Genomic DNA, 22,738 nt, shown 5'->3' on the forward strand with positions numbered 1-22,738 from the left:
CGACAGTGACGTTGGCCCGAAATAACTCCGTAAGTGGCGGAAACTCATAGGAATCAGGTTGTGTTCGAACTCTTCAGTAAGAAGGCCAACACCCTTCTAGGGATCGATATTAGCTCCACCTCGGTAAAACTCCTGGAATTGAGTCGTTCCGGCACTCGTTACAAGGTCGAGTCTTACGCAGTCGAGCCGTTGCCGGCCAACGCTGTCGTCGAAAAGAATATTGCCGAGCTCGAAGGAGTTGGTCAGGCGCTGTCTCGCGTGCTCGCCAAGGCCAAGACCAGCGTCAAGATCGTGGCGGTCGCCGTAGCCGGTTCCGCCGTGATCACCAAGACGATTGAAATGGACGCCGGTCTTTCCGACGACGACATGGAAAACCAGCTCAAGCTTGAGGCTGACCAGTACATCCCTTATCCGCTGGAAGAAGTCGCCATCGATTTCGAAGTGCAGGGCTACTCGGTGCGCAATCCCGAACGCGTCGAAGTATTGCTGGCTGCCTGCCGCAAAGAGAACGTCGAAGTGCGTGAGGCGGCGCTGGCTCTGGCCGGGCTGACCGCGCGCGTGGTGGACGTCGAGGCCTATGCCCTGGAGCGCTCGTTCGGCCTGCTGGCTGCGCAACTGGGTAACGGTCATGACGAGCTTACCGTGGCGGTGGTCGATATCGGCGCCACCATGACCACCCTCAGCGTGCTGCATCATGGCCGGATCATCTATACCCGCGAGCAACTGTTCGGCGGCCGCCAGCTGACTGACGAAATCCAGCGCCGCTATGGCCTTTCCATGGAGGAGGCCGGGCTTGCCAAGAAGCAGGGCGGGTTGCCCGACGACTATGTCAGCGAGGTGCTGGACCCCTTCAAGGATGCGTTGGTGCAGCAGGTCTCCCGTTCTTTGCAGTTCTTCTTTGCGGCCGGTCAATACAACTCCGTGGATCACATCATGCTGGCAGGCGGCACGGCTTCGATTTCAGGGCTGGAGCATTTGATTCAACGACGCATTGGCACCCCGACGATGGTCGCTAACCCGTTTGCCGACATGGCCCTGAGCTCCAAGGTCAATGCCGGGGCGCTGGCCAGTGACGCTCCCGCGTTGATGATCGCGTGCGGTCTGGCGTTGAGGAGCTTCGACTGATGGCGCGGATCAACTTATTACCGTGGCGCGAAGAGCTTCGCGAAGAACGTAAAAAGCGCTTCCTGACCGCGCTGGTCGGCGTGTTGGTGGTGTCAGTCGGTATTCTGTTTCTGATTGATCGTTACGTCAGCAACGCCATTGAGCATCAGATGGCGCGCAACGCGTTTGTGCAGACGCAGATCGCTCAGCTCGATATACGCATCAAGGAGATCAGCGACCTGAAGGCGCGTCGCAAACAGTTACTTGAGCGCATGAAGATCATTCAGGACCTGCAAGGCAACCGCCCGATCACGGGGCGTGTATTCGATCAACTGGCGCGCACTCTTCCGGATGGCGTTTATTTCTCGCAGGTCAAAATGACCGACAAGCTGATTGCCATCAGTGGCGCTGCCGAATCGAACAACCGGGTTTCCGACCTGATGCGCAACCTTGAAGCCTCTGACTGGCTGGAAGCGCCGAGCCTGACCGAAGTGAAGGCCACGACTGCAGGGGCCGTGGATCAGGCCAACGTCTTTCAGTTGACAGTGCGTCAGACCCAGCCGCCGGTTGCCGCGGCTGCACCCGCTGCAACTACGCCTGCTACAGGAGCCAAGCCATGAATATGTCTGAATGGCTGGAAGGGCTTCGCAAGGTTGACCTGAGCGAGCTGGACCTGAACAACCTGGGTTCCTGGCCAGCAGCGGTCAAGGCCATTGCCGGCGTGCTGGTCGCGGTACTGATTTTCGCACTGGGCTACTTCTTCTTTATTCAGGACCTGGAAACCCAGCTGGAAAGCGCACAGAACAGTGAAGTGACGCTCAAGGAGCAGTTTTCCAACAAGGCCTTCCAGGCTGCCAACCTTGAGCCTTACAAGAAGCAGATGGAAGAAATGGAAAACACCTTCGGGGCCCTGCTGCGGCAATTGCCCAGCGACACCGAAGTGCCTGGCTTGCTTGAGGATATAACCCGGACCGGACTGGGAAGCGGGCTTGAGTTCGAGGAAATCAAGCTGCTGCCCGAGGCGGTCCAGCAGTTCTACATCGAGCTGCCGATACAGATCACGGTAGTCGGTGGTTATCACGACCTGGCAACCTTCGTCAGCGGTGTCGCCAGCCTGCCGCGCATCGTCACGCTGCATGATTTCGAGATCAAACCGGTCGATCCGAAGGTGCCGACCAAGTTGCGCATGAGCATTCTGGCCAAGACCTACCGCTACAACGATGAAGGGCTGAAGAAATGAGGGCGGCGCGATTGCTGTGCGTCAGTGTGGTTATGACAGGGTTGGCCGGTTGCGGTAATGACAATGATTTTGCCGACCTGTCGGCGTTCATGGATCAGGCCAGAGCGCGCCCGAGCGGCACTATCGAGGCCCTGCCGAAGTTTCGTCCGTATGAAGCGTTCACCTACAACGCCTCTACGCTGCGCAGTCCTTTTCAGCCTCCGGTCAAGATCGACCTGCTCAACCGCCAGAAGGGCTCGCGGCTGGTAGCACCGGACGAGCACCGGGTCAGGCAGTTCCTGGAAGGGTTCAATATCGAGTCGTTCGAGATGGTCGGCACGATTGGCAACGAGTCAGGGACATTTGCCCTGCTGCGCGGTGCGGGAGGCGTTCATCGCGTCAAGGTGGGAGATTACCTGGGCCGTAACAACGGCCGGGTAGTGTCAATCGGTGATGCGCAGGTAGATGTCATTGAAATTGTTCCTGATGGAGAGGGGGCCTGGCTGGAAAGGCCGCGCACTATCGCCCTCAAAGAACGCTCATGAAGTGGGCAAGGCCAAGTATGCACAGTAGCGCTCAACGGAAATTGATCATGACCCGGATTCTCTCGATTATCGGCGTGTCGTTATGCATCGCGATGCTTTCGCCGGTTCTCCAGGCTGCCAACCTCAAGACCCTGGATGTCGCCGCCCTGCCGGGTGATCGCATCGAGCTCAAGCTGGCATTCGACTCGCCGGTGCCTGCGCCGCGCGGTTACACCACGGCGCAACCTGCGCGTATTGCGCTGGACCTGCCGGGCGTGACCAGTCAGTTGGCGACCAAAAGCCGTGAGCTCGGTAACGGTAACGCACGCAGCGTGGTCGTTGTACAGGCTCAGGACCGCACGCGGGTAATCATCAACCTGACCATGCTTTCGCCCTACAGCTCCCGCGTCGACGGCAACAACCTTTACGTGGTTATCGGTCAGGGCGCAGCCGCTGCGCAGGCTTCCCAGCCAACCACCGCGATGGGCGCGCAACGGGTAGCGGTGCCGCCACCCACTCCGGCATCTGCCAGACCGTTTATCCCTGCGGGCGTCAAGGCTATCAGGAATGTCGATTTCCAGCGCGGCGAGCTGGGTGAAGGCAATGTGATCATAGACCTGAGCAACCCCGGTATCGCCCCGGATATTCAGGAGCAGGGCGGCAAGATCCGTGTCGACTTCGCCAAGACCCAACTGCCCGAACCGCTGCGCGTGCGGCTGGACGTCAAGGACTTCGCCACGCCGGTGCAGTTTGTCAGTGCGTCGGCTACGGGTGACAAGGCCAGTATTCTGATCGAACCGTCGGGTGCCTTCGACTACTCGGCGTTTCAGACCGAAAACAAGCTGACCATCAGTGTGCGGCCGTTGACCAATGAGGATCTTGACCGCCGCGCCGCTGACAAACCGGTGTACACCGGTGAAAAGCTATCGCTGAACTTCCAGGACATCGATGTACGCTCGGTGCTGCAACTGATTGCCGACTTCACCAACCTCAATCTGGTGGCCAGCGACACGGTTCAGGGCGGTATTACTCTGCGTCTGCAGAACGTGCCATGGGATCAGGCGCTGGACCTGGTGCTGAAAACCAAGGGCCTGGACAAGCGCAAGGTCGGCAGCGTTCTGCTGGTCGCGCCCGCCGATGAAATTGCTGCCCGCGAGCGTCAGGAGCTTGAATCGCTCAAGCAGATCGCCGAGCTGGCGCCCCTGCGTCGTGAATTGTTGCAGGTTAATTACGCCAAGGCTGCCGATATCGCCAAGCTGTTCCAGTCGGTGACCAGCGCCGAGTCCAAGACCGACGAGCGTGGCTCGATCACTGTGGACGACCGGACCAACAACATCATTGCCTATCAAACCCAGGACCGGCTCGACGAACTGCGTCGCATCGTCTCGCAACTGGACATTCCGGTGCGTCAGGTGATGATCGAGGCGCGCATCGTCGAGGCCAATGTCGATTACAACAAGCAACTGGGTGTGCGCTGGGGCGGCTCGACCAACACCAGCGGCAATGGAAAATGGACAACCTATGGCCTTGATAATAATGGCGATGAGGCAGGTAACACTGGCAGTAACGTGACCTCCAACGTGCCGTTTGTCGATATGGGCGCATCTGGCGCAACCTCCGGCATTGGCCTGGGCTTCGTCACCAACAATACGTTGCTGGACCTTGAACTGAGCGCGATGGAGAAGACCGGCAACGGTGAAATCGTCTCCCAGCCCAAGGTAGTCACTTCCGACAAGGAAACCGCCAAGATCCTCAAGGGCACCGAGATTCCGTATCAGGAATCCAGCTCCAGCGGTGCAACCACGGTGAGCTTCAAGGAGGCCTCGCTGTCGCTTGAGGTAACGCCACAGATCACGCCGGATAACCGCATCATCATGGAGGTCAAGGTCACCAAGGATGAGCCGGACTACCTGAATGCGGTGCTTGGCGTACCACCGATCAAGAAAAACGAGGTCAACGCCAAAGTGCTGATTTCCGATGGCGAAACCATCGTCATTGGTGGTGTGTTCTCAAATACGCAAAGTAAAGTTGTCGATAAAGTGCCATTTCTTGGCGATGTACCGTATCTTGGCCGGCTTTTCAGGCGCGATGTGGTATCCGAGTCCAAATCCGAGCTGTTGGTATTTTTGACTCCGCGTATCATGAACAACCAGGCGATTTCTGTGAGTCGTTGATTTTGTGCGAAATTTAATACTTGTGGGGCCGATGGGTGCTGGCAAAAGCACCATCGGCCGTTTGCTTGCCAAAGAGTTGCGACTGCCGTTCAAGGATTCCGACAAGGAAATCGAGTTGCGCACGGGCGCCAATATCCCGTGGATCTTCGACAAGGAAGGCGAGCCGGGTTTCCGTGAGCGCGAGCAGGCCATGATTGCCGAGCTGTGCGAAGCCGATGGCCTGGTTCTGGCCACCGGTGGCGGTGCCGTCATGCGCGGTGAAAACCGTCAGGCGTTGCGTGCCGGTGGGCGCGTGGTGTATCTGCATGCTTCCATAGAACAGCAGGTCGGGCGCACCGCGCGTGACCGAAATCGTCCTTTGTTGCGTACCGCTGATCCGGCCCGGGTGCTGAGCGAATTGCTGGCTATCCGCGACCCGCTTTATCGGGAAATCGCCGACGTGGTGATTGAAACCGATGAGCGGCCACCCCGAATGGTGGTTCTCGAGATATTGGCGCGCCTTGCAGAGCTTCCTCCCCGTTAAAGCGCAGGCGAAAATGCGCTATTCTCGTCGACCAGCAAAACAGCGACGGTGCATGGCCTTGCGTCATCACCTGCTGAAGCACAAACCGTCCAACCGGTAATCAATGTGGGGACACATGCAGACACTTAAGGTCGAGCTTGGTGAGCGTAGCTACCCGATCCATATTGGCGAAGGCCTGCTGGATCAGCCAGAGCTCCTGACCCCGCATATCGTCGGGCGTCAGGTGGCTATCGTTTCCAACACGACAGTGGCACCGCTGTATCTGGAGCGTCTGACGCAGACCCTGGCCGGTTACAACGTTCTTCCGATTGTTCTGCCCGATGGCGAGGCGTTCAAGAACTGGGAAACCCTGCAGACCATTTTCGATGGCCTGCTGACCGCTCGTCATGATCGCCGCACCACGGTCATCGCCCTGGGCGGCGGTGTGATTGGCGACATGGCCGGGTTTGCTGCCGCCTGTTATCAGCGCGGCGTGAATTTCATCCAGATCCCCACCACGTTGCTGTCCCAGGTGGACTCCTCGGTCGGCGGCAAGACCGGCATCAATCACCCGTTGGGCAAGAACATGGTGGGGGCCTTCTATCAGCCAAGCGTCGTGCTGATCGATACCACCTCGCTCAATACCCTGCCCGAGCGTGAGCTGTCCGCCGGGCTGGCAGAGGTCATCAAGTACGGCCTGATCTGCGACGAGCCGTTTCTGACCTGGCTTGAAGAGCACGTCGACGCGCTGCGCGGACTGGATCAGGCGGCGCTGACCGTGGCCATCGAACGCTCCTGTGCAGCCAAGGCGCTGGTGGTCGGCGCCGACGAGCGTGAGTCCGGTGTTCGCGCCACATTGAACCTGGGTCACACATTCGGTCACGCCATCGAGACGCATATGGGCTATGGTGTCTGGCTGCATGGCGAGGCGGTAGCTGCTGGTACGGTCATGGCGCTGGAAATGTCCTCGCGTCTGGGCTGGATCAGCACGCAGGATCGGGATCGCGGTATTCGCCTGTTTCAGCGCGCCGGGCTGCCTGTGGTGCCACCACAGGACATGACGGAAGACAATTTCCTCGAACACATGGCGATCGACAAGAAAGTCATCGACGGTCGCTTGCGTCTGGTGCTGTTGCGCCAGATGGGTGAAGCGGTTATCACGGACGATTATCCAAAAGAAGTATTACAGGCCACTCTGGTTGCGGACTATCGCGCCCTGGTGGATCAGCTTAGAGGTTAACGGAAAACCCATGACTAGTTTGCATGCCGACGAGGCCTTCCTCGGCCATTATCAGTTGAGTCATGACCCCTTTGCAGCGCGGGTACCTGGCTTCAAATTCTTTCCTGCCCAGCGCAAGCCTGTACTGGGTCAGCTTCATCATCTGGCGCGTTACAGCCAGTTGTTGCTGGCAGTGACCGGGCCGCAGGGCAGCGGCAAGACCCTGCTGCGTCAGGCGCTGGTAGCAAGCACCAACAAGCAGTCGGTGCAAAGCGTTGTGGTTTCTGCACGCGGCGCTGGCGATGCGGCAGGTGTGCTGCAGCAGGTTGCCCAGGCGCTGAGCGTTGCCCAGGCTGAAATGCAGGCGATCCTGTCGCAGGTCGTGCAGCTCGGGCTGACCGGCCAGGAAGTCTACTTGCTGGTTGACGACGCGGAACAACTGGGCGATTCGGCGCTCGAAGCGTTGCTGGGTCTTGCTGCGGGAACGCCTGAAGGGCGTCCGCATGTATTCCTGTTCGGAGAGCCATCGCTGCTCGATCGTCTCGATCAGATGTGTGCCGACCTGCAGGGCGATGTCGAAGGCGAACGCTTTCACGTCATCGAGCTGCAACCCTATACGGAAGAGGAAACCCGAGAGTATCTGGCTCAGCGTCTGGAGGGTGCAGGGCAAGGAATCGCGTTGTTCACTGCCGACCAGATCACCGATATTCATGAACAGTCCGATGGCTGGCCTGGGGCAATCAACCAGGTAGCCCGCGATTCAATGATCGAGGCGATGATCGCGAGTCGTTCCGTGGTCAAGCGTCCAAGTGTGGGGTTCAACATGCCGAAAAAACACGTATTGGCCTTGGGTGCCGTCGTCATAGTGGCCGTGGCAGCAGCAGTGCTGATCCCGGGTCGCGGTGACAAAACGGGCACGCCAGCCAATGCCCCTGCTTCTGCTCAGGCGCAATTGCCGCTGGGCGAGGGCAAGCCAACTGCTCAGCAATCGAACAACGGTAGCCCGGCCATCGAGTTCGCGGGCAATTCCCAGCCGATGCCGCTGCCGATGAATGGCAACTCGCAACCGGTGATGCGCGGCCCGCTGGCTGAAGCAGCCGGGTCGAGTGATTCCGACGAAGACGCGGTACCGACAGGTTCGCCTGCCCAGCCGCCGACCGTGACCACCACTGCGCCGCCTGCGGGCGTGCCTGCCGGTCAGGCTGCTGCCCAGACGCCACGCTCGTCTATTCCTGCCCCAGCCGCCAAGCCAGCGCCAGCGCCTGCACCTGCGCCTGCTCAGGTCGCCACAGCCAAGCCCGCTCCGGCCCCGGCTGCCAAGCCTGCGGAAAAACCTGCGCCAGCAGCCGCCAAACCGGCTGCCGGTAGCAATTGGTACAGCAGTCAGGCGCCAGGCCATTATGTGGTACAGATTCTGGGCACCAGCTCCGAAGCGACCGCTCAGGCCTACATCGCAGAGCAAGGTGGCGAGTACCGTTATTTCAAGAAAACCCTGCAGGGCAAGCCGCTGTACGTCATCACGTATGGCAACTTTCCTGACCGTGCTGCCGCCCTGGCAGCCATCAAAGTATTGCCAGCCAAGGTTCAGGCTGGTAAACCTTGGCCCCGTACTGTCGCCAGCGTCCAACAAGAGCTTGGTGCCAGTCGCTGAAGTCGCAGCGGCCTTATCCGGGCCGCTTCACCCAGCCAGCCTGACTTAACCCGCAAAGCGCGCCACCTGATTGGTGCGCGCCTTGCGGCGTCTGCGTTACAAGCGCTTTACAGTCTCCCGTCGCGTCAGTCAGATACTTGAAGAAATGCTTTGACTAGCACAGCGACCCGTTTTAAAACTTTCATAATTGCGACATTGATTATCAACCAGTCGTCGTTAAATTTGTTAGCCCTTGTGTCGCTGTGTACAATGACCTCCGTTTTGCCTGTCCGAAGCTGGCGTACGTTCGGCGTGACAGGTAATTGGTTGAATTAAAAGGAAATTTGCCTCGTATAGAGGCAGCCTGGTGAGAAAGTGTCTATGAAAGCAGGTCTGTACCAACCAGATGAATTCAAGGATAACTGCGGCTTCGGCCTGATCGCTCATATGCAGGGCGAGCCCAGTCATCACCTGTTGCAGACGGCCGTTCAGGCCCTGACCTGCATGACCCACCGTGGCGGTATCAACGCCGACGGCAAGACCGGTGACGGTTGCGGTCTGTTGATTCAGAAGCCCGATGGCTTCTTGCGTGCGATGGCCAAAGAGCACTTCGGTGCCGATCTGCCCCGCCAATATGCTGTGGGCATGGTGTTCCTTAATCAGGACGACGCCAAGGCGGACGCCGCACGCGAAAACATGAACCGCGAGATCCTCGCCGAGGGCCTGGAACTGGTCGGCTGGCGTCAGGTGCCGATCGATACCAGCGTCCTGGGCCGTCTGGCACTGGAGCGCCTGCCGAAAATCGAGCAGGTGTACATTGGTGGTGAAGGCCTGAGCGATCAGGAATTCGCCATCAAACTGTTCAGCGCGCGCCGCCGTTCGTCAGTGTCCAACGCCGCAGATACCGATCATTACATCTGCAGCTTTTCGCACAAGACCATCATTTATAAAGGCCTGATGATGCCGGCCGATCTCACGGCCTTCTTCCCGGACCTGAGCGACGAGCGTCTGCAGACTGCCATTTGCGTGTTCCACCAGCGCTTTTCCACCAATACCCTGCCGAAATGGCCGCTGGCGCAGCCGTTCCGCTTTCTTGCCCACAACGGCGAGATCAACACCATCACCGGCAACCGCAACTGGGCACAGGCGCGCCGCACCAAGTTCACCAACGACCTGATGGATCTGGACGAGCTGGGCCCGCTGGTCAACCGCGTGGGTTCGGACTCATCGAGCATGGACAACATGCTTGAGCTGATGGTGACCGGCGGCATCGACCTGTTCCGTGGCGTGCGCATGATCATTCCGCCTGCGTGGCAGAACGTCGAGACCATGGACCCGGATCTACGCGCCTTCTATGAATACAACTCCATGCACATGGAGCCGTGGGACGGCCCGGCCGGCATCGTGATGACCGAAGGTCGTCATGCCGTCTGCCTGCTCGACCGCAATGGCCTGCGCCCGGCGCGCTGGGTCACGACCAAGAACGGCTACATCACCCTGGCGTCGGAAATCGGCGTGTGGGACTACAAGCCTGAAGACGTTATCGCCAAGGGCCGCGTTGGTCCTGGGCAGATCTTTGCCGTGGACACTGAAACCGGTCAGATCCTCGACACCGACGCCATCGACAACCGTCTCAAGTCGCGTCATCCGTACAAGCAATGGCTGCGCAAGAATGCCCTGCGCATTCAGGCCACCATGGAAGACAACGACCACGGCTCGGCTTTTTACGACAGCGAGCAGCTCAAGCAGTACATGAAGATGTATCAGGTCACGTTCGAAGAACGCGATCAGGTGCTGCGCCCGCTGGGTGAACAGGGCCAGGAAGCTGTGGGCTCGATGGGTGACGACACACCGATGGCGGTGTTGTCGCGTCGTGTGCGTTCGCCCTACGATTACTTCCGCCAGCAGTTCGCGCAGGTCACCAACCCGCCGATCGACCCGCTGCGTGAAGCCATCGTCATGTCGCTGGAAATCTGCCTCGGTGCCGAGCGCAATATCTTCCAGGAATCGCCAGAGCACGCCTCACGCGTAATCCTTAGTTCGCCGGTCATTTCGCCAGCCAAATGGCGTTCGCTGATGAACCTGGAGCGTCCGGGCTTCGAACGCCACATCATTGACCTGAACTACGATGAAAGCCTGGGTCTTGAAGCCGCTGTGCGCAGCGTTGCCGATCAGGCCGAAGAGGCCGTGCGTGCCGGTCGTACCCTGATCGTGCTGAGCGACCGACACATCGCACCGGGCAAACTGCCGGTGCATGCTTCGCTGGCGGTCGGCGCGGTTCACCACCGTCTGACCGAACAGGGCCTGCGCTGCGACAGCAACATCCTGGTCGAAACCGCAACCGCGCGTGACCCGCACCATTTCGCGGTGTTGATCGGCTTCGGCGCGTCGGCGGTCTATCCGTTCCTGGCCTATGAAGTGCTGGGCGATCTGATCCGTACTGGCGAAGTGCTGGGCGATCTGTACGAAGTCTTCAAGAACTACCGCAAAGGCATCACCAAGGGCCTGCTCAAGATCCTGTCGAAGATGGGTATCTCGACCGTTGCGTCCTACCGTGGCGCGCAGTTGTTTGAAGCCATCGGTCTGTCCGAGGAAGTTTGCGACACCAGTTTCCGCGGTGTGCCGAGCCGCCTGAAAGGCGCGCGTTTCGTCGATATTGAAGCCGAACAGAAAGCGCTGGCAGCCGAAGCCTGGAGCACGCGCAAGCCGATCCAGCAAGGCGGTCTGCTCAAGTTCGTGTTTGGTGGCGAATACCATGCCTACAACCCGGACGTGGTCAGCACCCTGCAAGCCGCCGTGCAGCAGGGCGACTACAGCAAGTTCAAGGAATACACCTCGCTGGTAGACCAGCGTCCGGTGTCGATGATTCGCGACCTGCTGCAGGTCAAAACGCTTGACCAGCCGCTGAACATCGACGAAATCGAGCCGCTGAGCGAAATCCTCAAGCGCTTCGATTCGGCCGGTATTTCTCTGGGTGCCTTGTCGCCGGAGGCTCACGAAGCGCTGGCTGAGGCAATGAACCGCCTGGGCGCGCGTTCCAACTCCGGTGAAGGCGGCGAAGATCCGGCGCGTTACGGCACCATCCGCAGCTCCAAGATCAAGCAGATCGCCACGGGCCGCTTTGGTGTAACGCCCGAATACCTGGTCAATGCCGATGTGCTGCAAATCAAGGTTGCACAGGGTGCCAAGCCGGGCGAGGGCGGGCAGCTGCCGGGTGGCAAGGTCAATGGCCTGATCGCCAAGCTGCGCTATGCCGTACCGGGCGTGACGCTGATTTCGCCGCCGCCGCACCACGACATCTATTCCATCGAAGATTTGTCGCAGCTGATTTTTGACTTGAAACAGGTCAACCCGGCAGCGCTGGTTTCGGTCAAGCTGGTGGCAGAAGCAGGCGTTGGCACCATTGCCGCTGGCGTGGCCAAGGCCTATGCCGACCTGATCACCATTTCTGGTTACGACGGCGGCACCGGTGCATCGCCGCTGACCTCGATCAAGTACGCTGGCGCGCCTTGGGAGCTGGGTCTGGCCGAAACTCACCAGACCCTGCGCGGCAACGACCTGCGCGGCAAGGTCCGGGTGCAGACCGACGGTGGCCTGAAAACCGGACTGGACGTGATCAAGGCGGCCATTCTCGGTGCTGAAAGCTTCGGTTTCGGCACCGCGCCGATGATCGCGCTGGGCTGCAAATACCTGCGTATCTGCCACCTGAACAACTGCGCTACCGGCGTTGCGACGCAGAACGAAAAGCTGCGCAAGGACCACTACATCGGCACCGTCGATATGGTGATCAACTTCTTCACCTACGTGGCTGAAGAAACCCGTGAGTGGTTGGCCAAGCTTGGCGTTCGCACGCTGGAAGAGCTGATCGGTCGTACCGACCTGCTGGATATCCTGCCGGGCGAAACCGAGAAGCAGCAGCATCTGGACCTGACACCATTGCTGGGCAGCGACCACATTCCGGCTGACAAGCCTCAGTTCAGCCTGGTAGATCGCAACCCGCCGTTCGACAAGGGTCTGTTGGCCGAGCAGATGGTGGAGATGGCCAAGCCGGCCATTGAATCCCTCAGCGGTGGCGAGTATGAACTGGACATCTGTAACTGCGACCGTTCCATTGGCGCACGGATTTCCGGCGAAATCGCCCGATTGCACGGCAACCAGGGCATGAACAAGGCACCGATCACTTTCCGCTTCAAAGGCACTGCCGGTCAGAGCTTCGGAGTGTGGAACGCCGGTGGCCTGAACATGTATCTGGAAGGCGATGCCAACGACTACGTCGGCAAGGGCATGACCGCTGGCAAGCTGGTGATCGTGCCGCCCAAGGGCAGCCCGTTCAAGACCAACGAGAGCGCGATCATCGGCAACACCTGCCTGTACGGCGCAACCGGCGGCAAGCTGTTTGCGGCGGGCACGGCGGGCGAGCGTTTCGCGGTGCGTAACTCGGGTGCCCACACCGTTGTGGAAGGCACTGGTGATCACTGCTGCGAATACATGACCGGTGGTTTCGTCTGCGTACTGGGCAAGACCGGCTACAACTTCGGTTCCGGTATGACGGGCGGTTTCGCCTATGTGCTCGACCAGGACAACACCTTCGTTGACCTGGTCAACCATGAGCTGGTCGAGATCCAGCGCATCAGCGGCGAGTCGATGGAAGCCTATCGCACACACTTGCAGAGCGTTCTCAACGAGTACGTGGCTGAAACCGACAGCGAATGGGGCCGCAATCTTGCGGAAAACCTGGACGACTACCTGCGTCGTTTCTGGCTGGTCAAGCCCAAGGCTGCCAACCTGAAATCGCTGCTCTCCAGCACTCGGGCGAATCCGCAATAAAAGCAGCTGCTAGCGGTGAGCTTCAAACCGCAAGCCAACGGCAGTGCGCTAATTGCCTGCGATCACGATTTTTTGCAGCTTCAGGCTTGTAACCTGAAGCTGCCGTAAAGAGGCTCCAGAGAATGGCTGAACGTCTCAGTAACGACTTCCAGTTCATCGACGTCGGACGTAAAGACCCGAAGAAGAAACTGCTGCGTCAACGCAAGAAGGAGTTCGTGGAAATCTACGAACCGTTCAAGCCCCAGCAGTCCGCCGATCAGGCGCATCGCTGCCTGGGTTGCGGCAACCCGTATTGCGAGTGGAAGTGCCCGGTGCACAACTTCATTCCCAACTGGCTCAAGCTGGTCGCCGAGGGCAACATCCTCGCGGCGGCGGAGTTGTCTCATCAGACCAACACTCTGCCGGAAGTCTGCGGCCGCGTGTGCCCGCAGGATCGCCTGTGTGAAGGTGCCTGCACGCTGAACGACGGTTTCGGCGCGGTCACCATCGGCTCGGTCGAGAAGTACATCACCGACACCGCGTTTGCCATGGGCTGGCGTCCGGACATGTCCAGAGTCGTACCGACCGGCAAACGCGTCGCCATCATTGGTGCAGGGCCTGCAGGCCTGGGCTGTGCCGACGTGTTGGTGCGTGGCGGCGTGACGCCGGTGGTGTTCGACAAGAATCCGGAAATCGGTGGTCTGCTGACCTTCGGCATCCCCGAGTTCAAGCTGGAAAAATCCGTGCTCAGCCATCGTCGCGAAGTGTTCACCGGCATGGGCATCGAGTTTCGGCTCAACACCGAAGTCGGCAAGGACGTCACCATCGATCAACTGCTCGAAGAATACGATGCCGTGTTCATGGGCATGGGCACCTACACCTACATGAAAGGCGGCTTCCCCGGTGAGGATCTGCCGGGCGTGCACGATGCGCTCGACTTCCTGATCGCCAACGTCAACCGCAACCTGGGCTTTGAAAAGGCCCCGGAAGACTTCGTCGACATGAAGGGCAAGCGGGTCGTGGTTCTGGGCGGTGGCGACACCGCGATGGACTGCAACCGCACCTCGATCCGTCAGGGTGCCAAGTCGGTGACGTGCGCTTATCGTCGCGACGAAGAAAACATGCCTGGCTCGCGTAAGGAAGTGAAAAACGCCAAGGAAGAAGGCGTGAAGTTTCTCTACAACCGTCAGCCTATCGCCATCGTGGGCGATGGCAAGGTCGAAGGCGTGAAGGTGGTCGAGACGCGTCTCGGCGAGCCTGATGCTCGTGGCCGTCGCAGCCCGGAGCCGATTCCGGGTTCCGAAGAGATCATCCCGGCAGAAGCCGTGGTCATCGCCTTCGGCTTCCGCCCAAGCCCGGCACCCTGGTTCGAGCAGTTCACCATCAGCACTGACAGCCAGGGCCGTGTGGTGGCCCCGGAACAAGCACAGTACAAGCACCAGACCAGCAACCCGAAGATCTTCGCCGGTGGCGACATGGTGCGCGGCTCTGACCTGGTGGTGACCGCTATCTTCGAAGGCCGTAATGCGGCTGAAGGGATTCTGGATTATCTGGGCGTCTAAGCCTTGTGTAGCCAGAGCGCGCCGTTACTGAGGCGCGCTCTGACAACAGGCGTCTACCCATCACGAGTGATTTGCCGACTTTTCTGACATACCTTCTGCCCCCTCCTTCCTAAGCTGGGTGTAACTCGCTCAAGACGAGCGTTTTATCAACCAGGGAAGGACATCATGAAAAATCAGTTTGGTTTCTGCCTCGCGCTCTCGATAGCGCCCTTTGCATTTGCCAGCCAGACACCCGCCAACTTCGATGGACCCGTTTTCGGTTCGATCATCGAAAACAAGGCCGTTTACTTTGAATCCAGTGTTGAGCTTCAGCAACGCATGAGCGCGGGCAGCCTGACCTCTGCCGAGCTGGTTCAAGACTTGCTCCAGCGTATTGAAGCGCTGAACAACAATGGCCCACAGCTTAACGCTGTCATTGAAGTCAACCCCGACGCTCTGCAGATCGCCGCGCAAATGGACGGGGAGCGTTCCCGCGGCGAAAAACGTGGGCCGCTGCACGGTATCCCCGTGCTGGTGAAAGACAATATCAATACGGGCGACAAGATGCAGACGACTGCGGGCGCTCTCGCGATGGTCGGGTCGCCTGCTCCGCACGATGCTTTTGTGGTGAAGCGGCTTCGCGAGGCCGGCGCGATCATTATCGGCAAGGCCAATCTCAGCGAATGGGCTTTTTTTCGTGGGGAGAATCCACCGAGCGGTTGGAGCGGCCGAGACGGGCAGACGCTTCATCCCTATAACCTAAGCGTTGATCCGCGTGGCTCCAGTACCGGTTCGGCAGTGGGTCTTGCCGCTGGTTTTTCGCCTCTGGCATTGGGCACCGAGACTAACGGTTCGATCATTCAACCTGCGCAAACGAATGGTGTCGTAGGGCTAAGGCCTACGCTGGGTCTGCTCAGCCGCACCGGTCTGATTCCGCTCACCCGTCGTCAGGACACCCCCGGTCCCATGGCGCGATCCGTCACTGATACCGCCATCATGCTGACGGCCATGAGCGGCACAGACCCTCTCGACGACGCCACCGGCCAAGCCTCCACCGACACCGTGAACTACTTCGATCACCTCAGCACGGACGCGTTAAGAGGCAAACGACTGGGCTATCCGAGGTTGACGTGGGACGACAAGTCAATGGACGATGATCCTGATTTCCAAAAGGCAAAGATCAGTTTGCAGTCTGCCGGGGCGATACTGGTCCCCATCGACGTTCCGGATATTGATAACAGTCCAGAGTTTGGCGTGATGCTGCAGGATTTCAAGCGTGAGCTTAACGCTTACTTGAACACGCGCCCTGGGCTTGAGGTGAGCACGCTGGATGACATCATCGCGTTCAACACCGCATCTCCTTCGACGCAAGTCTATGACCAGAACCTATTGATTCAGTCTTCTAACACGCCTGTCGATCCGGATTATTTGTCCAAGGCAACTGATTTGCGCAATGCTAATCAACAGCTGATAGATGGGCTTGTGCAACAACACTCGCTTGATGCACTCGTTGACTTGTCGTACGTCTCCTTCAAAGGGGTTGGTGCTGTCGCGGGTTATCCGGGAATAACCGTGCCTTTCATGCGCCATGATGATGGCATGCCAGAAGGGCTGTATTTTCTTTCCAAGGCCTGGGATGAAGCTAATTTGCTGAGCTATGCCTACGCACTTGAACAGGCGCTTGCAACATCGGCAGCTTCGGTTCATTCGGGTATCAGCCAGGCTGATTGATTCCCTACCCCTGTCTGGTGCAGGCCAGGCCAGGCCTGGATGTCAGGGACGGGCGTCGGAAAACGGTTTTGTGACGTTTTGAAATAATCCGGTCCCGGAATTACAACCGCCTTTCATTAAGTTGCGTCGCCCCGCCAGAGGCGGCGCATCAAGGTTTCAACCCTCTTGTCCAGGTCCCGATCAAGGCCTGTTCCGGCGTCTGCGACAAGCGATTGTTTACAGCTGTTTTCCGCCCTCTGTACCTGCTCTTAAAAAGGTTTAGGCTCCTGATCCTTTTGGGGAGTTCATCGCCTTAGATACTCCCGCCATCCATGTCGCTATAAGGAAATAGCCATGTTGAAAGCAGCACCCATGGGCAAACTTGCTCGATCCAATGAGCAGAAATCTCTCGGGCCGGACAGGTTCACGCCAAGCACGGTTGCCGTGCGCGAACACCGGACCCGAGAACGCGCGGACCGGATAATCGACCAGTTCGTCGAGCGCTTTACAGAAAAGGATTTTTTTCCTGAAGACGGTGAAGACGCGCTGTTCTCCTTGCTGGTTCAGTTGCCAGACTGGCCAGCAGACCTGTCCATCAGGATTCACAACGAAAACGATGAAGTACTCGCGGTCTTTCTGAAAGGCAGTGATGAAAGCGTCGTTCAGGACAGCATTGTCCTGACGCAAAATGTCGACGCTTACATCGTCCCGGACAATGTTCAGGTCGCCGATGACGAGCCGTTACTGCGCTGGGTGTTCAGTCAGTTGCCGGCAGGTTCCAGCGTTGGAATGGGGGGTAACTTTCCGGGCAGTAGCAGTGATGCCGGGCGAATCGTTACCCTGCGTGAGCAAATAGCGGGGCTGGCAAAAGACCAGAGACCGCTGTTGTTCGATGCGCTGGTGGCAGTTGATGAAGGCACCTCAAAGGGCCAACTGGATACCCGCGCGCGCAATCCTTTCCTGCCTCTGTGGGTTCGTCAGCAGACGCCGCTGTCTCCGGCCCTTAGCGCGCTGTGCGCCTTATGCCCCGAGGTTCCGGCAGGACGTCTCGAAGAGCTGTTGCAGCAGATGCCGCTGACAGAACAGGAAGAGGCCGATTTCCTGAATAATCTTGTTCTGCCGGACGCATTTGGCGAAGCAATGAACATTTCGCTGGATGAGTGGAGCAACAGTCTGGCTATCGACGGGCTGTCGCGAACGCGAAGCTTCAATTCGTACACGGATGAGCTGGCCCGCAGTATCGTCCGCAAATTACTGGCGGCCGAATCGGGCCGGGACGTGTTGATCTTCGACGCTGGCGCGAGCAATTACGCCCCGGCAGATACTGACGATAACCGTATTATTCTGCTGCATGACAACTACGGAAATTACAGCGCAAAGGACACCGGCAACGGTGAGATAACTTCATTCAAACAGGGCACGGACAGCTTCTATCTGGCAATCAGTTCGCAATTGAAGGCTGACGAGCGGTCATCGCTGGGTATGCAATTCGAGCAGGACGTACAGGGCTTTCGCGATGTTCTGACCCAGCACGCGATCGAGGAAAATCGCGGCTGGTTCGACCCCGGCAAACCAACCGAAATCGAAAGCGGGTTTCTGCCTGATTGGTTCGCGAACGCGACGGCTGCCGAAAAACAAAGCTGGAAAATGGCGGTGCAGGACTACAGCCAAGCCTTGCTCGAAGCTCAGGCACCTGACCTGCTGGATCCTTCCGGCTACGGACAGCCCACCAATTGCGCAAATATGCGCGGCAAAAGCTGCAGGAACGGATTTTGCTCGACCACGGTATTGCAGTGGATCCTGACCATATCAGCGTGCATACCGTCAGCATCGAGATTGATCCAGGCATTATTATTGATACCGATTACGAATATATCGGCCCTTCAGAACTGGAGCCGCATTATGAAACGCATAAGCGCAGCCTTACAGATCTGTCGCTGGAAAACATTGCACTCACCAATATCAACTTTCTGCTCACCAGCCGCGCGTTTGACGATCAGGGGCAACTGGTCAGTTTCCTCAACGCCGGTTATCTGTTCGGCCTGATTCGTGATCTGAATATTGGCGAAGATTATTCAAGATACCTCCGCACAGTACTGTCCACGTCGGCGGCAGGGCAATGGCACCGTGAACGTTATGCGCGCGTCATGCGCGCGCAAATGCGCCTCGATGTGATAGAGGCGAAGATGGCGGGTGACTTTCTGGGCGATGGCGGACTTCCTCCCGAGCTGGCGAGCAGGGGCTACAAATGGGTTGCTGCCGTGCTTGATCACCCAATTGACAGTGATGACCGTGCAACGGTGGAGGGGCATCGCATTCAGGTCAGCCAGTTATCCATCAATGACGTGTCATTGAGCGGCGTACTGGTGATCGGCGCAGAGTCGCGCTCCAGCGTCGCCGCTTTTGTGGTTTTTACCCCGCAGGCTCCTGACGGAATATGCTTCCGGGAAATGAGCGATCCGCAGGAGTTTCAGCAGCGGATACTGCTTGAACCGGATTTACTGGACTATCTGGTGGACAGGGCGCCTTTGGCCTCCCAGGACGATGTCAGGCATATTCTGACCGTCCGCCGTGAAACGCTGTTCATGGAACTGCAGCCCTGCACTGGAAGTTTTCTTGAGGCAGTCTATGACTCTGAAGTCGGGAGGGTGATTTCTGCTGTCGATGAACAGACCAAAACCAACTGGGAAAGCTATTGGGAAAGTGCCTGGGAAATCACCAAAGTCGTTGGCGACATCGTGCTCACCTTCGCGCCTTTCAAGGTAAGGCTGCCGATTGCAGCATTGCGCAGCTTCTATGCCATCTGGCAGGGCGTCGCAAAAGCTGGCGGTGAAGAGCAAGGTGCCCCCTTGTATTTTGTCCAGGTGGCGTTGCTGCTGGCTGATGGTTTGACGCTGCCCAGAGCACGAAGGGTTCAGACATCGTCGACCACATCAATCGGCCGTTCTGTCCTTGATCCGAAAACAGCAGTGGCAAAAACACCCGGTGGATTGAAACAGCTCGACAACGGCGTTTATGAAAAGACTCAGGAAGGTGCGCCAAGCCGCTTTTATGCTGTGCAACAAGGTAAGACCTATGCCGTCAGATACGATGCCGATTTCGCAGCATGGAGGGTGATCGATCCCCGGCGGCCAGATGCGCATTATCAATTGCCGATTCAACTTGATAGGCAAGGCGTCTGGGTACATGCGTCCGCAGGGTTGCGCGGCGGCAACAAACGATTAAAAGGCAGATCATCGAACGGCTCGGGGAGTGATGGCGATTCCTCGGATAGCAATCGGATAAAAAGATACAAAGTGGACATCGATGGCTTTTTTGAAAGTCGGCGTTTCAGGCATGCGGAAAATGACCTCCCTAACGATGACCTTGAAGCTGCTGTCAAAAAAGCAGTTGATAGATATGTGCTGGATGGCAATGGCAGTCTGCACAAGTATGGTAAAAGCCAGTTCTCGCTGGACCTTCCCGGTATTGGCAGGAGCACCGGCAGAGGTGCCTGGCGCCTGATACTTGCCCGGGCTGAAAAAAGCGTTATCAAGGCGTTTGACGTCATAGATCCCCACAAATAGCGCAGGTCCGCCCCAGTCTTACGCCGGGCGCGGAGCTGTATTAGCACGGCAAATCGGCACGATAGACAAAAGGCACGGCTCTTGCCGTGCCTTTTGCGTCGCGCTCTGAGAAAATGCCGGCACTTTTATTGCGGATGCCGACATGACTGCCCTGAAGAACGACCGTTTCCTTCGCGCTTTGCTTAAGCAACCCGTAGACGTCACGCCGGTATGGATGATGCGCCAGGCAGGCCGTTACCTGCCTGAATACCGCGCCAGCCGCGCCAGTGCCGGGGACTTCATGAGCTTGTGCAAGAACCCGCAGTTCGCCTGTGAAGTCACGCTGCAGCCGCTGGATCGCTACCCGCTGGATGCGGCGATTCTGTTCTCCGACATCCTGACCATTCCCGACGCAATGGGCCTGGGCCTGTACTTCGAGACCGGCGAAGGCCCGCGCTTCAAGAAAACCGTCAGCACGCTGGCTGACATCGAAGCACTGCCCATCCCGGATGCACAGAAAGACCTGGGCTATGTGATGGACGCGGTCAGCACCATCCGTCGCGAACTCAACGGCCGTGTGCCGCTGATCGGCTTTGCCGGCAGCCCTTGGACCCTGGCGACCTATATGGTCGAAGGCGGCTCCTCGAAGGACTTCCGCAAATCCAAGGCCATGCTCTACGACAACCCGCAAGCCATGCACCTGCTGCTCGACAAGCTGGCGCAGTCAGTCACGGCCTACCTGAATGGCCAGATTCTCGCGGGCGCCCAGGCGGTGCAGATCTTCGACAGCTGGGGCGGTAGCCTGTCTTCGGCGGCGTATCAGGAATTCTCGCTGGCTTACATGCGCAAGATCGTCAACGGCCTGATTCGCGAGCACGATGGGCGCAAAGTGCCGGTCATCGTGTTCACCAAAGGCGGCGGTCTGTGGCTGGAAAGCATCGCCGACATCGGCGCCGATACTCTGGGCCTGGACTGGACCTGCGACATCGGCGAAGCGCGTCAGCGCGTCGGCAGCAAGGTTTCGTTGCAGGGCAACATGGACCCGACCGTGCTTTACGCCCGCCCGGAAGCCATCCGCCAGGAAGTCGCACGCATCCTCGCCAGCTACGGCAGCGGCACCGGCCACGTCTTCAACCTCGGCCACGGCATCACCCCTGAAGTCGACCCGGCCAATGCTGGTGCGTTCATCAACGCAATACATGAGTTGTCGGCGCAGTATCACCAGTAATTGTCCTGCTGACGATGCGTCGATACATCAGGGCGCATCGGCTCTTTTCAGCGCCGACGCTTACGTTGGCGCTTTTCCATCTGTAAAACCCTCCAGCAGCGAACCGCTGCGAGGCAGGAACCTGCCCTGGCGCTCGCCTTGCGGCTTGCCTTCGGCATAGCTCAATCGGCCGTTTACCCAGACGCCGTCAATGCCCTGCGCCGCTCGCTGAGGGTCTTTAAAATCCGCCACATCGTGCACGGTTTGGGGATTGAACAGCACCAGGTCTGCCCAATAGCCCTCGCGAATAAAGCCGCGCTCGTGCAAGGCAAAGCGCGCTGCCGACAGCCCGGTCATTTTGTGTACGGCGGTGTGCAATGCAAACAGCCCTTTGTCGCGGCTGAAATGGCCAAGCACTCTGGGGAATGCGCCCCATAAGCGGGGATGGGGGAACGGATCCTCCGGAAGGCCATCGGAGCCGATCATCGACAGCGGATGAGACATGATGCGCTCGACGTCGCCCTCATCCATGCCGTAGTACACCGCACCCGCAGGCTGCAACTTGCGTGCGGCGTCCAGCAATGACAACCCCCAGTCGGCGGCAATGTCCTGTAGATCCCGGCCGCCCTGATCCGGGTGCGGCGTTGACCAGGTGATGGTGATACGGAATGCATCGGTGACCTGCTTCAGGTCCAGCGTCGAAGAGCTGGCTGCATAAGGGTAACAATCGCAACCGACCGGATGGTCCTGCGCAGCTTTTTCCAAGGCCGCCAGCAGTTGCGGGCTGCGGCCCCAGTTACCCGCGCCAGCGCATTTCATGTGGGAAATCACCACTGGCGAGCGCGCATGGCGGCCTATGTCGAAGGCCTCCGCCATCGCCTCCAGCACCGGCTCGAATTCGCTGCGCAAGTGGGTGGTGTAGATCGCGCCAAAAGCGCTGAGCACTTCAGCCAGCTGCTTGACTTCGCTGGTCTCGGCCGAGAAGGCCGAAGCGTAAGCAAGGCCGGTCGACAAACCCAGCGCGCCGGCTTCGAGGCTGTCGCGCAACTGCTCGCGCATCGCGTCAATCTCTTCCGGGCTGGCGCTGCGAAACAAATCATCCATGTGATTGCTGCGCAGCGCCGTATGGCCAATCAAAGCGGCCACGTTCACGGCGGGCCGGGCGTTATCTACGGCTGCGCGATAGTCGGCGAAGCGCGGATAGACAAACGCTGCCGCGTCGCCCAGCAGGTTCATGGGGTCTGGCGGATTGCCGCGCAGCGAGACCGGTGATGCGCTGATCCCGCAATTGCCGACGATAACTGTGGTTACGCCCTGGCTGATCTTGGGCAGCATGTCGGGCTTACGAATCACTACCGTGTCGTCATGGGTGTGGACGTCGATAAAGCCGGGGGCCAGCACACGACCGGCAGCGTTGACCTCTTCCTGCGCAGTGGCATCGATCAGGTTGCCGATGCGCTGGATGCGCCCGTCGCTAATCGCTACATCGGCGCGCACTCCGGGCGTATCGCTGCCATCGATGACCAGCGCATCGCGGATGATCAGGTCGTAAATCAT

The 22,738-nt window shown here is 58.8% G+C and carries 13 protein-coding genes and 1 pseudogene; 13 read left to right on the forward strand and 1 reads right to left on the reverse strand.

Annotated features, from left to right (window positions below; genetic code table 11):
- Positions 1–60 precede the first annotated feature (60 nt).
- The 13 genes and pseudogenes from FFH21_RS01795 to hemE all read left to right on the forward strand — a co-directional run bounded on the left by FFH21_RS01795 (position 61) and on the right by hemE (position 21,202).
- Positions 61–1,125 carry a pilus assembly protein PilM gene (locus tag FFH21_RS01795; RefSeq protein ID WP_002551652.1) on the forward strand — a complete coding sequence of 355 codons (1,065 nt, stop codon included), beginning with the start codon at positions 61–63 and terminating at the stop codon, positions 1,123–1,125.
- Positions 1,125–1,724 (forward strand): PilN domain-containing protein, encoded by a 600-nt coding sequence (locus FFH21_RS01800; RefSeq protein WP_004654254.1) that lies wholly within the window; start codon positions 1,125–1,127, stop codon positions 1,722–1,724. The genes FFH21_RS01795 and FFH21_RS01800 overlap by 1 nt, the downstream gene beginning before the upstream one ends.
- Positions 1,721–2,344, forward strand: coding sequence for a type 4a pilus biogenesis protein PilO (gene pilO / locus FFH21_RS01805; protein ID WP_002551654.1), 624 nt, complete (start codon positions 1,721–1,723; stop codon positions 2,342–2,344). Before FFH21_RS01800 ends, pilO begins: the two co-directional genes overlap by 4 nt.
- Entirely contained in the window at positions 2,341–2,868 is a 528-nt protein-coding gene (gene pilP / locus FFH21_RS01810; RefSeq protein WP_002551655.1) for a type 4a pilus biogenesis lipoprotein PilP, read from the forward strand. Before pilO ends, pilP begins: the two co-directional genes overlap by 4 nt.
- 47 nt (positions 2,869–2,915) lie before the next feature.
- The gene (pilQ, locus tag FFH21_RS01815) at positions 2,916–5,021 is read left to right on the forward strand and encodes a type IV pilus secretin PilQ (protein WP_011167465.1); all 2,106 of its coding nucleotides are present in this window, start codon (positions 2,916–2,918) and stop codon (positions 5,019–5,021) included.
- Between the two features lie 4 nt (positions 5,022–5,025).
- Entirely contained in the window at positions 5,026–5,544 is a 519-nt protein-coding gene (gene aroK, locus FFH21_RS01820) for a shikimate kinase AroK (RefSeq protein ID WP_002551657.1), read from the forward strand.
- 115 nt (positions 5,545–5,659) lie between these two features.
- On the forward strand, positions 5,660–6,763 hold the full coding sequence (gene aroB / locus FFH21_RS01825) for a 3-dehydroquinate synthase (RefSeq protein ID WP_002551658.1): 1,104 nt from the start codon (positions 5,660–5,662) through the stop codon (positions 6,761–6,763).
- Positions 6,764–6,773: 10 nt separating this feature from the next.
- Entirely contained in the window at positions 6,774–8,393 is a 1,620-nt protein-coding gene (locus tag FFH21_RS01830) for an SPOR domain-containing protein (protein WP_004667264.1), read from the forward strand.
- Positions 8,394–8,753: 360 nt separating this feature from the next.
- Positions 8,754–13,199, forward strand: coding sequence for a glutamate synthase large subunit (gene gltB / locus FFH21_RS01845; RefSeq protein WP_004667265.1), 4,446 nt, complete (start codon positions 8,754–8,756; stop codon positions 13,197–13,199).
- A 122-nt stretch (positions 13,200–13,321) separates the two neighbouring features.
- The gene (locus FFH21_RS01850) at positions 13,322–14,740 is read left to right on the forward strand and encodes an FAD-dependent oxidoreductase (protein WP_002551661.1); all 1,419 of its coding nucleotides are present in this window, start codon (positions 13,322–13,324) and stop codon (positions 14,738–14,740) included.
- A gap of 165 nt (positions 14,741–14,905) precedes the next feature.
- Positions 14,906–16,450 (forward strand): amidase family protein, encoded by a 1,545-nt coding sequence (locus FFH21_RS01855; RefSeq protein WP_011167466.1) that lies wholly within the window; start codon positions 14,906–14,908, stop codon positions 16,448–16,450.
- A gap of 333 nt (positions 16,451–16,783) precedes the next feature.
- Positions 16,784–19,995 (forward strand): annotated as a pseudogene (locus FFH21_RS01860) (dermonecrotic toxin domain-containing protein).
- Between the two features lie 142 nt (positions 19,996–20,137).
- Entirely contained in the window at positions 20,138–21,202 is a 1,065-nt protein-coding gene (gene hemE / locus FFH21_RS01865; RefSeq protein ID WP_011167469.1) for a uroporphyrinogen decarboxylase, read from the forward strand.
- 60 nt (positions 21,203–21,262) lie between these two features.
- Here the strand turns inward: hemE and FFH21_RS01870 are convergent, their stop codons facing one another.
- Positions 21,263–22,738 carry an amidohydrolase family protein gene (locus FFH21_RS01870; RefSeq protein ID WP_011167470.1) on the reverse strand — a complete coding sequence of 492 codons (1,476 nt, stop codon included), beginning with the start codon at positions 22,736–22,738 and terminating at the stop codon, positions 21,263–21,265.

This window comes from Pseudomonas sp. KBS0707 (assembly GCF_005937945.2).
Classification (GTDB): domain Bacteria; phylum Pseudomonadota; class Gammaproteobacteria; order Pseudomonadales; family Pseudomonadaceae; genus Aquipseudomonas; species Aquipseudomonas amygdali.

What these genes read in the sequence shown, in the direction of transcription:
- aroB (WP_002551658.1), top strand. Translation starts at nt 5,660, where the DNA reads ATGCAGACACTTAAGGTCGAGCTTGGTGAGCGTAGCTACCCGATCCAT.
- pilP (WP_002551655.1), top strand. Translation starts at nt 2,341, where the DNA reads ATGAGGGCGGCGCGATTGCTGTGCGTCAGTGTGGTTATGACAGGGTTG.
- FFH21_RS01830 (WP_004667264.1), top strand. Translation starts at nt 6,774, where the DNA reads ATGACTAGTTTGCATGCCGACGAGGCCTTCCTCGGCCATTATCAGTTG.
- hemE (WP_011167469.1), top strand. Translation starts at nt 20,138, where the DNA reads ATGACTGCCCTGAAGAACGACCGTTTCCTTCGCGCTTTGCTTAAGCAA.
- pilO (WP_002551654.1), top strand. Translation starts at nt 1,721, where the DNA reads ATGAATATGTCTGAATGGCTGGAAGGGCTTCGCAAGGTTGACCTGAGC.
- pilQ (WP_011167465.1), top strand. Translation starts at nt 2,916, where the DNA reads ATGACCCGGATTCTCTCGATTATCGGCGTGTCGTTATGCATCGCGATG.
- gltB (WP_004667265.1), top strand. Translation starts at nt 8,754, where the DNA reads ATGAAAGCAGGTCTGTACCAACCAGATGAATTCAAGGATAACTGCGGC.
- FFH21_RS01850 (WP_002551661.1), top strand. Translation starts at nt 13,322, where the DNA reads ATGGCTGAACGTCTCAGTAACGACTTCCAGTTCATCGACGTCGGACGT.
- FFH21_RS01855 (WP_011167466.1), top strand. Translation starts at nt 14,906, where the DNA reads ATGAAAAATCAGTTTGGTTTCTGCCTCGCGCTCTCGATAGCGCCCTTT.
- FFH21_RS01800 (WP_004654254.1), top strand. Translation starts at nt 1,125, where the DNA reads ATGGCGCGGATCAACTTATTACCGTGGCGCGAAGAGCTTCGCGAAGAA.
- FFH21_RS01870 (WP_011167470.1), bottom strand. Translation starts at nt 22,738, where the DNA reads ATGATTTACGACCTGATCATCCGCGATGCGCTGGTCATCGATGGCAGC.